This window comes from Pseudomonas sp. WS 5503 (assembly GCF_012985385.1).
In the GTDB taxonomy this organism is placed as follows: domain Bacteria; phylum Pseudomonadota; class Gammaproteobacteria; order Pseudomonadales; family Pseudomonadaceae; genus Aquipseudomonas; species Aquipseudomonas paracarnis.
The window spans coordinates 111,664-122,302 of sequence record NZ_JAAQWI010000006.1; the positions used below are offsets into that span (position 1 = coordinate 111,664).

Here is a 10,639-nt window from a genome sequence, read left to right on the forward strand (position 1 = left end):
GTAACCCACCGCACGGTCCGCCCAACCGCCGGTACTCACTTGAATGGGCATACAGAGAGAAGACCCAAATGAACGCTCCGCTGCGCATCAACGAAGCTCTTTTGATTGCAGACCGTGCCTTCCAGCCTTTTCAATGCGTGGCCTGGCACGATGGCGTTGGCGCCCTCAGCCTGAGCGTCATCGACCGCACCAACACCCGTATCGGCAGCAAACAGTTGCCGTCGACTGCCTATACCGACCCGGCCCAACTTGAAAACCTGCTATTGCAGGCCCGTGCCGAGCTCGATAAAGATGGCCACCAGTTGCAACACTGGGCGATGCCAAAGTAATGCAATGCAGCAACTTCCAGCCCAAGTAAAACTTGAGCTGGAAGTTGTACAGTCATACTTGCACGCTTAACGTGCGGCGAGAATAAAGCGCTCGAACGCCTCGGCAGCGCCGTCTTCGACATTGCTGCCGGTGACCACATTGGCCTGGCGCTTGACGGTTTCTTCGGCCTGGCCCATGGCGATCGACAACCCCGCCACATGAAACATCGCCGGGTCATTGCCACCGTCTCCAATCGCAGCCGTTTGTGCAAGCGGTACGCCCAGGTGTTCAGCCAGGGTTTTCAAGGCTTCGCCTTTGTTGGCCAGCATCGCGGTCACGTCCAGATACACCGGCTGCGAACGCGACACCTGGGCCAACCCCTGCACTTTCGGCTGCAATTGCGCTTCCAGCTCCACCAACAACTGGGTGTTGTTGCTGGCGGCGACGATCTTGTCGACCCTGTCCAGGTAAGGCTCGAAACTCTCCACCACTACCGGCCCATAGCCCAAGCCATCGGCTTCGCGCTGCACCATGGGCCCGGGCGGATCACGGCGCAGCCAGTCGCCATCGGCAAACACCCAGACTTCCACGTCCGGCTCGGCGGAAAACAGCGCCAGGGTGATGAGTGCAGCTTCCGCCGGCAGATGATGAGCAACCAGGATGCTGCCATCCGGGTTGACCAACGTACCGCCATTAAAGCCAGCCACCGGCACATCGATGCCAAAGGTCTCGATCAAATGCCGCATGGCCTTGGGCGGACGCCCGCTGGCCAGGCTGAAAATCACCCCAGCCTCGCGCATAGCGCGAATGGCATCGGCGGTGCGTTGGCTGAGGCTGTGGTCGGGATGCAATAGCGTCCCGTCCACATCACTGAGGACAAACCGGATGGGATGAATCGTCACGTCACTCATCCGAGGCTATGCCAGGCGCGGCCATCGCGGGCCAGCAAGGCATCGGCCGCCGCTGGGCCATCTTCACCGGCCTTGTAGGCCTGGATACCATCATCTTCCTTCCACGCATCCAGGAACGGCTGCACCGCACGCCAACCGTTCTCGATGTTGTCGGCGCGCTGGAACAGGGTCTGATCGCCGGTCATGCAGTCGTAGATCAGGGTTTCGTAACCCGTCGACGGCTGCATCTCGAAGAAGTCCTTGTAGTCAAAGCCCAATTCGATATTGGCCATCTCCAGGGTCGGCCCAGGCTGCTTGGCCAACAGGTCGAACCACATGCCTTCGTTAGGCTGGATCTGGATTTTCAGGTAAGTGGGCTTGAGTTCATCGACTTCGGTATCGCGAAATTGTGCATAAGGCGCCTGCTTGAAGCAGATCACGATCTCGGTGTCGCGGATGCTCATGCGCTTGCCGGTACGCAAGTAAAACGGCACACCGACCCAACGCCAGTTATCAATCATCACTTTGAGCGCGACGAACGTCTCGGTGCTGCTGTCCGGCGCGACGTTGGCTTCTTCGCGATAGCCGGGCAATGGCTTGCCGGCGATTTCTCCGGCGGTGTATTGGCCGCGCACGGAGTTGGCCCGCGCATCTTCCAGCGACCAGGGGCGGATCGCACCGACCACTTTGGCCTTCTCACCCCTCACCGCGTCGGCACCAAAGGCTGCCGGCGGCTCCATGGCGACCATTGCCAGCAGCTGGAACAGATGGTTGGGCACCATGTCGCGCAAGGTGCCGGTTTTTTCGAAAAAATTACCACGGGTTTCAACGCCGACGGTTTCAGCGGCAGTAATTTGCACGTGATCGATGTAGTGGTTGTTCCAGAACGCTTCGAACAGCACGTTGGAGAAACGGCTGACCAGGATGTTCTGCACCGTCTCCTTGCCCAGGTAATGGTCAATGCGGTAGATCTGCTTCTCGCTCATCACCTTGAGCAGGCAGGCGTTGAGCGCCTCGGCGGTGGCCAGGTCGGAGCCGAACGGCTTCTCGATAACTACGCGCCGAAAGCCCTCGTCCGTTTCATTCAACAAACCGGCACTGCCCAGGCGCTGCACCACTTCACTGAAGAAGCGCGGTGCAGTGGCGAGATAGAACACCGCATTGCCGGTGCCGCTGTCAGCGATCTTGCTGGCGATATCGGCATAGGTGCTGTCGTCGAGGAAATCGCCCTCGACGTAGCTGATGCCCTTGGCCAGTTGCGCCCACAACGCGGGGTCGAGGGCGTTCTCGGCATTGCCCCTGACTTTGCTGGAGGCTTCGGTACGAATGAAGTCCTCGAGTTTCTTGGCAAAGTCCGCATCGCTGATGGCGTTGTGATCAACGCCGACGATACGCAGGCCATCACCGAGCAACCCGTCACGGCTGAGGTTGTACAGCGCCGGCATGAGCAAGCGCTTGACCAGGTCGCCATGGGCGCCAAACAGAAACAATGTGGTGGGTGGAGCAGGTTCGGCCTTGGGTTTCTTGCCGTTGGCGGTCATTTTTTGGAAGTCTCCACATGGCCGCCAAAGCCGAAGCGCATGGCAGACAGCATTTTGTCACCGTAGGTGCTCTGCTGGCGGGAACGGAAACGCGCGAACAGCGAGGTCGACAACACCGGAACCGGAACGGCTTGCTCCATGGCTGCTTCGATGGTCCAACGGCCTTCACCGCTGTCGGCCACGGAGCCCGAGTAGCCGTCGAGTTTCGGGTCGGTGGCCAGGGCGTCGGCGGTCAGGTCCAACAGCCAGGACGACACCACGCTGCCACGACGCCAGACTTCGGCGATGTCGCCAACGTTGAGGTCAAAGCGCTGGTCTTCCGGCAGGTTTTCCGAGTTCTTGGTCTTGAGGATGTCAAAACCTTCGGCAAACGCCTGCATCATCCCGTACTCGATGCCGTTGTGGATCATCTTGACGAAGTGCCCGGAACCCGCTGGGCCGGCGTGAATGTAGCCCTGCTCGGCACGTGGGTCGGCAGAGGCCGAACGGTCCTTGGTGCGCGGAATGTTACCCAGGCCCGGCGCGAGGCTTTTGAAGATCGGGTCGAGGCGATTCACGGTCTCGGTGTCGCCACCGATCATCATGCAATAGCCACGCTCCAGGCCCCAGACGCCGCCCGAGGTGCCCACGTCCACATAGTGCAGGCCCTTTTCAGCCAGGGCCTTGCCACGACGCACGTCGTCCTTGTAGTTGGTGTTGCCGCCGTCGATGATCACATCGCCGTCTTCCAGCAGTTCGCTCAGTGCGTTGATAGTGTCTTCGGTGGGCGCGCCCGCCGGCAACATGACCCAGACAGCACGGGGCTTTTGCAGGCCGGCCACCAGCGCTTTCAAGTCGGCGACGCCGGTGGCGCCCTCCTCGCTCAAGGCTTTGACGAAGGCTTCGTTACGGTCGTATACAACGGTGGTATGCCCATTGAGCATCAGGCGCCGCGCAATGTTACCGCCCATGCGGCCTAGTCCGATAATCCCCAGTTGCATGTGCTGATGCTCCTAACTTCTAAAAAATGTGTGACATAGTTTATAGCGCAATGAGGCTAATGAGGGTTAGTCCAGAGCGGATCCGTGTAGTTTCATGGCAAAAAAGTTGCCATCGTTTCACCATCACCCCGGCAAAAGTCACACGACCACCAAAAATAAAAAAGTTCCCTTGCTGCGAAAAAGAATTCAAACTTGCTTCCGACTGTTGCCAGAAACCTGTTTTGGCACCGCGATCTACCGGCTATTTGCGAGGTAAGCAATGAGCACAGCACAGATGACCCGTCCGCCACAGACCCTCTACGTCACCCTCCGTCGCGATGAATTGCGCCAGTTGAAAGACGAGCGCGATCAGTTGCAACAGGAAGTCCTGCGCCTGCGCTTGCACCTTCAAGCCCAGCTCGATCAGCCGTCGGATGCCAAGCCTGCCCTGTGCTGATTCCTGCGCCGAACGCGTTGTAAGGCAATACCTACAGAAAACTCACAAAGTTTTCACATTCCCCTCTTGATACTCCCGTTCCGCGATGCCGCTCACTTCCTGGGCGGCCCGATGTTGCGCGCCTGCGCGCGACAATCTTTTTCTGATGGGGCGCTGGATGGCGATGTTCAAACGCAGCACGACGACTGCGAAAGGCTTTGATTGGGCCGGCCTTGGCTGGTTATTCCTGTTTTTCTGGTATTTCTCGGGTATTACCCAACTTCTTATCCAACTGACCGGTACCTCCGGCTTCAGTGGCTTCCGCCAGGCCTTCTTCATGAGTGCGCTGTGGCTGGCGCCGATGCTGCTGTTCCCGCGTCGTACGCGCCTGCTCGCCGCCTTGATCGGCGTGGTGCTGTGGGCTTGCTCCATGGCGAGCCTGGGTTATTTCTTCATTTACCAGCAGGAATTCTCCCAGAGCGTCATCTTCATCATGTTCGAGTCGAACATCTCTGAAGCCGGCGAATACGCCACCCAATACTTTGCCTGGTGGATCGTGCTGGCGTTCATTGCCCACACCGCCTTCGCCATCTTCCTGTGGACGCGCTTGCGCCCGGTGTATCTGCCTCGCGGCCAGTCCATCGTGGCAGCCATTGCCATCGTCCTGGCGGTGGTGGGCTACCCACTGGTCAAGCAGATCGCCACCAGCGAAACCATGGAATTGGCCATCGATCGTTTCGAAACCCGCATCGAGCCTGCCGTGCCTTGGCAGATGATCGTCGCCTATCGTCGCTACACCGAGCAGTTGGACAACATGCAAGGCATGCTCACCAGTGCAAGCAAGATCCCGCCCTTGAACAACCTCAAGGACAGCATGGCCGGCCAGCCGTCCACACTTGTCTTGGTCATCGGCGAGTCGACCAACCGCCAGCGCATGAGCCTCTACGGCTACCCGCGCAACACCACGCCGGAGCTGGACAAGCTGCGCGACCAACTGGCCGTGTTCGATAACGTCATCACCCCGCGCCCCTACACCATTGAAGCGCTGCAACAGGTGCTGACCTTCGCTGACGAAGAAAACCCGGACCTGTACCTCAAGACACCGTCGATTGTCAGCGTGATGAAACAGGCTGGCTACAAGACCTTCTGGATCACCAACCAGCAGACCATGACCAAACGCAACACCATGCTCACGACCTTTTCCGAACAGGCCGACGAGCAGGTGTACCTGAACAACAACCGCAACCAGAACGCCCGTCAGTACGACGGCGATGTACTGGCGCCGTTTTCCAAGGCCCTGGCCGATACCGCCGAACGCAAGTTCATCGTGGTGCACCTGCTGGGCACCCACATGAGCTACCAGTACCGCTACCCGCAGACCTTCGACAAGTTCACCGACCGCCAGGGCGTGCCGGCGGGTGTCAGCGATGCGCAGTTGCCGACCTATAACAGCTATGACAACGCGGTGCTGTACAACGACTTCGTAGTCTCCAGCCTGATCAAGGACTACGCAAAGACCGACCCCAACGGCTTTTTGCTGTACCTCTCGGACCACGGCGAAGACGTGTTCGACTCGGCCGGCCACGACACTTTGGGCCGTAACGAAGGCAAGCCGACCGCGCCGATGTACACCATCCCGTTCATGGCCTACGCCTCGCCAAAATGGCGCGAAAGTCACGACTGGAGCTTCGCCGGCGACTTGCAGCGGCCTTACAGCAGTTCGCAGTTGATCCACACCTGGGCCGACATGGCAGGCTTGAGTTTCGATGAGCTGGACCACAGCAAGAGCCTGGTGAGCGACAGCTTCAAGCCACGCCCCCTGTTGATCGGCAACCCTTACGAGACCAAGCAGAAGGCACTGATCGACTTCAGCCTGATCAAGCCCAAGAAGGCCGACGGCGCCGAAGTGGTGGCCAAGTAAGCCAGGGCCTTGTGACAGAAAGATAACAATCATTCTCGTTTGAGCCTAAAGTTCCGCAGTTCCTTTCGTCTTTGAACCAAGCCCTCCCCGCCTGGGGAGGTATCAAAGACGACAAGGAGTCTGCAGCGATGTTTGCGCCCTTCACCCGTTCCATGACCTTCACCCTCGGCCTGTTCAGCCTGGCGCTGAGCCCGGATTCGCGGGCCGACACCGACCCCGATACAGCCCCCGCCAAAGCCCTGGAACTGGGCGCGACCACCATCAGCGCCGACGGCCTGGGCGCCACCACCGAGCACACCGGCGCCTACACTACTGGTTCGATGAGCACCGCCACGCGGCTGAACCTCTCCGTCAAGGAAACCCCGCAATCGATCTCGGTGATCACACGCCAGCAGATGGACGACTTCAATCTCAATACCCTGACGGATGTGTTGCGCCAGACCACGGGCGTCAACGTTCAGCATTACGACTCCGATCGTGTCTACTACTCCGCCCGAGGCTATGGCATCAGCAACTTCCAGGTTGACGGGATGCTCAACACTTTCGGCTACATGAAGACCGACGCCGACACCATCATCTACGACCGCATCGAAGTAGTGCGCGGCGCGACGGGCCTGACCACGGGCGCAGGCGACCCTTCGGCCACCGTCAACATGGTGCGCAAGCGCCCTACCGCCCAGTGGCAGGCCAAGACCGGCATCAGTGGCGCCAGCCATGACAACTACTACAGCTACGTTGACGTGGGCGGCCCGCTGGCGTTCGACGGCAAACTGCGCGGGCGTAGCGTGCTGGCTTACCGCGACAGCAAGTCTTTTCGTGACAACTATGGGCTGCAGCGGGCGGTGGGCTACGGCATTCTCGAGGCTGACCTTTCCGACGATACCGTGCTGGCCGCAGGCTTTGATTACCAGGACAAACAGGTGCAAGGCACGTCTTGGGGCACCGTGCCCTACTGGAACAGCCAGGGCGGCAAGGCCAGGCTGCCCCGCTCCACCAACATGGCGGCGCACTGGAGTTCCTGGCCGCTGACCGACAAGACCACCTTCGCCACCCTCGACCATCGGCTCGGCGGCGACTGGCACCTGAAGGCAGCCTATACCCATCGCCAGAGCGACACCGATGGCAAGGTGTATTACGGCGGCGCCGGTTTCCCCAACCCCGACCGCAGCGGCATGACGGCTTGGGCCAGCCATATGCGCGGTACCTCACGCATGGAGGCCATCGACCTCAACCTGGCCGGCAGCTACACGCTGCTGGGCCGCGAACACGCGTTGATGATGGGCTATGGCGAAGCCGCTCAACGGGATGTCTCGCCCTTCATGCGCAGCGACCTGCCAGCCAGCTACTACCCCATTCAGGACTGGAAGCACATGGGCAGCATCGGCAAGTTCACCGACCAGGTGACCGACCTGAAGGGCGAGCACAGCAAGAAACAACAGAAAGCCGGTTACCTGGCCACAAGGCTGAGCCTCACAGACCGCTTGCACGCTGTACTGGGCAGCCGTTACGGCAGTTGGGAGCTGGAAAGCGCAGAGCCCAAATACAATGCCAACGACCAACTGACCGCTTCGGGCAAAACCAGCCAGACCCACAATGATATGTGGACGCCCTACGCCGGCCTGCTCTACGACATCACGCCGCAGTACACCGTCTACGCCAGCTATACCGACATCTTCAAACCCCAGGACTACCGTGATGCCAACAAGAAGTACCTGGAGCCCGTGGTCGGCAGTAACTACGAAGTGGGCCTCAAGGGCAGTGTGCTGAACGAGCGTTTGAACCTGGCCGCCGCGTACTTCTGGAGTACCCAGGACAACGTCGCCGAGCGGGATGACTCAGTCCCGCCCAACCCGGTCACGGGCGAGGAGTACTACAAATCCGGTGGCAAAGGTAACAAGGTCAACGGCTTCGAGCTGGAAGCCGCCGGTGAAATCATGCCGGACTGGAACCTGTCCGCCGGCTACACCTACACCCATTCGGTCAATGGCTCTGACAAACGCAACAACACCAGCCAACCCTTGAACCTGGTGAAGATCTCCAGCGCCTACCGCCTGCCCGGCGCCTGGCGCAAACTGACGGTCGGCGGCGCCGTGAACTGGCAGAGCGAAACCTACGACTTCAGCAACCGACCGACCGGGCAGCGCAACAGCGAAGGCCGGCCAATAACCACCCGGACGAAAATCACGCAACAGGGCTACACCGTGGTCAATCTGATGTCGCGCTACCAGTTCGACGAACAGGTTTCTGCGTCGGTCAACGTGATTAATCTCTTTGATAAGAAATATTACGAGCGCGTTGGTTTTTATAACGGCGTGTATTGGGGTGAGCCGCGTTCCGTCACGCTGGCGTTGGATTGGAAGTTATAGCCTCGCACGTTGAAGTTAACAAAACTGTTAACTTCAACGGCATCTCCCGTTAATTCCCACTTAATAAGATAACGCCATAGTCGCTCCATGATCTGATCACGAAGCGACCAGACACCTATCACTTTAATGGGGATACCACTATGAAACTCTCGACCTTGATGCTGGCCAGCCTGATGACCCTGACCTCTGCCGCTGCCTTTGCAGAGGGCGGCGCAGAGCGCTCCAAGGAGTTCTACAACAACTTCAGCTTCATTCAGGAAAAAACCCACGGCAAGGCTGAGCAACAAGTTGCCAGCGCCGATGGCAAGTCGGTCAAGGCCGACACGGTTGAACAGGCGCAACCGAACAGCTGAGTTAATGCTTACTTAATCCGTAGCACCCTGCGCCATTCTGCTCCGTTGGCAAAGGTTTATTGGGCGCCATTTAATGGCGCCTTTTTTTGCCGGTTATTTATTACAACGGTTTATTCCAGAACAACATCCGCCCATGGGCCGGATCAAACACTGAGTCGTCAAAACCAAACTTGCGGTACGCCGCCTGCGCCAGAGTATTGCCTTCCAGCACTTCGAGGGTAATCTTGCAGCAACCGCGCTGCCGGGCGATTTCCTCGACCTTTTGCAGCATCTTCTGACTCAACCCCAACCCCCGAAACTGCTCTTTCACCACCACATCATGGACATTGACCAAGGGCCGGCAGGCGAAGGTCGAAAAGCCCTCGAAACAATTGACCAATCCCGCTGGCTCCCCCCCGACGAACGCCAGCACACTGAACGCGTGTGGGCGCTTGGCCAGTTCGGCTGGCAACTGCTGCAAGAGATCGGCTGGCAGGCTGTGGCCGCCGCCCATCGGATCTTCAGCATAATGGTTGAGCAACAGGCCAATGGCGTCGGCGTGCACGGCGTTGGTATAGCTGGCTTGCAGCACCAGGATGTCTGGGGTGTCCATTTCCTTCCTCGATAGCGACAACCAGGGAATCGTTTCCCTTTGAGAGCTGCGATTGTAAGCGTGGAGTCGGCAGTAGATGAAGGAGAGAAGCGACAAATCGCTGACAGAAAATGCGAAGGTTGCGCGCATCAAAGCGTGCAAAGAGCTTTGGAGCGGCGATTTTTCCTAGGTGGCGAAGCGTTCCAACTGCATCTCTTGCAGACGGCTCAGGGTGCGGCGGAAAGGAAACTCCAGGTAGCCTTCGGTGTACAGGCTGTGCAACGGCACCTCGGCGTCGATAAAGAGTGGCACTTTGCGGTCGTAGCATTCGTCCACTAACGCGATAAAACGCCGTACGCTGTCGTCATGCACCGACAACTGTGGCAACTCTCGATCCCCGGCCACCACGCGCTCGGCGCCGTCTTCGGTGCCACGGGCAATCCGGCCCGGGCGTTTCTGTGCACTGAGGTTGGGGACGTCTCCTAGCAGGATGGCGTGGAAGCGATCACATAACAGCATGAAATCCATCGCGGCCAGGGGCTGCTCACACAGGTCGGCATAGCGGCACCAAAGCACGGTGTCACTGGCCTGCACCGTCATGATGGTGCGGTACCCTACGCTTACCACCCCGCTGGTCACGGTTTGGCCTTGGCTCAACTGCCGGAACAGCGCCGCCAGTGCCTCGGGCTGATTCACCCAATAGCGCTGCATGCCCACGCCGGGATGCAAGCGATGGTCCTCGCCACCGTCCACGGCCACCACCTGCATATGCTGCTTGAGCGCGTCGATACCCGGTAGGAAACGCTCACGGTTGAAGCCACCGGCATACAACTGGTCGGGCGGCTGGTTGGACGTGCACACCATCACCACACCCTCTTCGAACATCACTTGGAACAGGCGGCCGAGAATGATCGCGTCACCGATATCATTCACAAACAGCTCATCGAAGCACAGCACACGCACCGCCTGGCTAAGCTCCCTGGCCAACGCCTGCAAGGGGTCCTGGGTGCCCGTGAGCTGGAATAAGCGCTGGTGCACCCAGGTCATGAAGTGGTGAAAATGCTGGCGCCGCGCAGGCACGCGCAAGCTTTGGTAGAACTGGTCCATCAACCAGGTCTTGCCACGCCCCACCGGGCCCCACAGGTAAACGCCGGCAATCGACGAACGCCCTTGATGCAAGGCCTCGTGACAGGTTTGCAAGGCTTGTACCGCCCGGCGCTGGGCGTCGTCGGCGACGAAACCTGGCTGGGCGATGGCATGTTGGTAAGCGGCGAGAGGCGAGTCGAAAGTCAT

At 59.3% G+C, this 10,639-nt stretch carries 10 protein-coding genes; 5 read left to right on the plus strand and 5 right to left on the minus strand.

Going from position 1 to position 10,639, the window contains the following annotated elements:
• The first annotated feature begins 68 nt into the window (after positions 1-68).
• On the plus strand, positions 69-329 hold the full coding sequence (locus HBO10_RS16835; protein ID WP_034127718.1) for a hypothetical protein: 261 nt from the start codon (positions 69-71) through the stop codon (positions 327-329).
• Between the two features lie 66 nt (positions 330-395).
• Here HBO10_RS16835 and HBO10_RS16840 read toward each other — a convergent pair whose 3' ends face one another.
• Genes HBO10_RS16840 through gnd form a run of 3 tightly spaced genes read right to left on the minus strand, consistent with a single transcriptional unit; the run spans position 396 to position 3,720 of the window.
• On the minus strand, positions 396-1,220 hold the full coding sequence (locus HBO10_RS16840) for a Cof-type HAD-IIB family hydrolase (protein ID WP_034127719.1): 825 nt from the start codon (positions 1,218-1,220) through the stop codon (positions 396-398).
• Entirely contained in the window at positions 1,217-2,740 is a 1,524-nt protein-coding gene (zwf, locus tag HBO10_RS16845) for a glucose-6-phosphate dehydrogenase (protein ID WP_034127720.1), read from the minus strand. Before zwf ends, HBO10_RS16840 begins: the two co-directional genes overlap by 4 nt.
• Positions 2,737-3,720: a phosphogluconate dehydrogenase (NAD(+)-dependent, decarboxylating) gene (gene gnd, locus HBO10_RS16850; protein WP_019817573.1), complete on the minus strand. Its 984-nt coding sequence runs from the start codon at positions 3,718-3,720 to the stop codon at positions 2,737-2,739. Before gnd ends, zwf begins: the two co-directional genes overlap by 4 nt.
• A gap of 259 nt (positions 3,721-3,979) precedes the next feature.
• On the opposite strand from gnd, the gene HBO10_RS16855 reads away from it, so the two are divergent.
• The 4 genes from HBO10_RS16855 to HBO10_RS16870 all read left to right on the plus strand — a co-directional run bounded on the left by HBO10_RS16855 (position 3,980) and on the right by HBO10_RS16870 (position 8,775).
• Positions 3,980-4,156, plus strand: a complete 177-nt coding sequence (locus HBO10_RS16855; protein ID WP_196492057.1) for a DUF6026 family protein — start codon at positions 3,980-3,982, stop codon at positions 4,154-4,156.
• Positions 4,157-4,313: 157 nt separating this feature from the next.
• Entirely contained in the window at positions 4,314-6,056 is a 1,743-nt protein-coding gene (locus tag HBO10_RS16860; RefSeq protein WP_032892095.1) for a phosphoethanolamine transferase CptA, read from the plus strand.
• 128 nt (positions 6,057-6,184) lie between these two features.
• Complete coding sequence (locus tag HBO10_RS16865; RefSeq protein ID WP_034127721.1) at positions 6,185-8,422, plus strand: TonB-dependent siderophore receptor; 2,238 nt, start codon at positions 6,185-6,187, stop codon at positions 8,420-8,422.
• Between the two features lie 140 nt (positions 8,423-8,562).
• Complete coding sequence (locus tag HBO10_RS16870; RefSeq protein WP_034127722.1) at positions 8,563-8,775, plus strand: hypothetical protein; 213 nt, start codon at positions 8,563-8,565, stop codon at positions 8,773-8,775.
• 100 nt (positions 8,776-8,875) lie between these two features.
• On the opposite strand, the gene HBO10_RS16875 is transcribed toward HBO10_RS16870, so the two are convergent.
• Both HBO10_RS16875 and zapE read right to left on the minus strand, forming a co-directional pair.
• On the minus strand, positions 8,876-9,367 hold the full coding sequence (locus tag HBO10_RS16875; protein WP_034127723.1) for a GNAT family N-acetyltransferase: 492 nt from the start codon (positions 9,365-9,367) through the stop codon (positions 8,876-8,878).
• A 165-nt stretch (positions 9,368-9,532) separates the two neighbouring features.
• Complete coding sequence (gene zapE / locus HBO10_RS16880; RefSeq protein ID WP_034127724.1) at positions 9,533-10,639, minus strand: cell division protein ZapE; 1,107 nt, start codon at positions 10,637-10,639, stop codon at positions 9,533-9,535.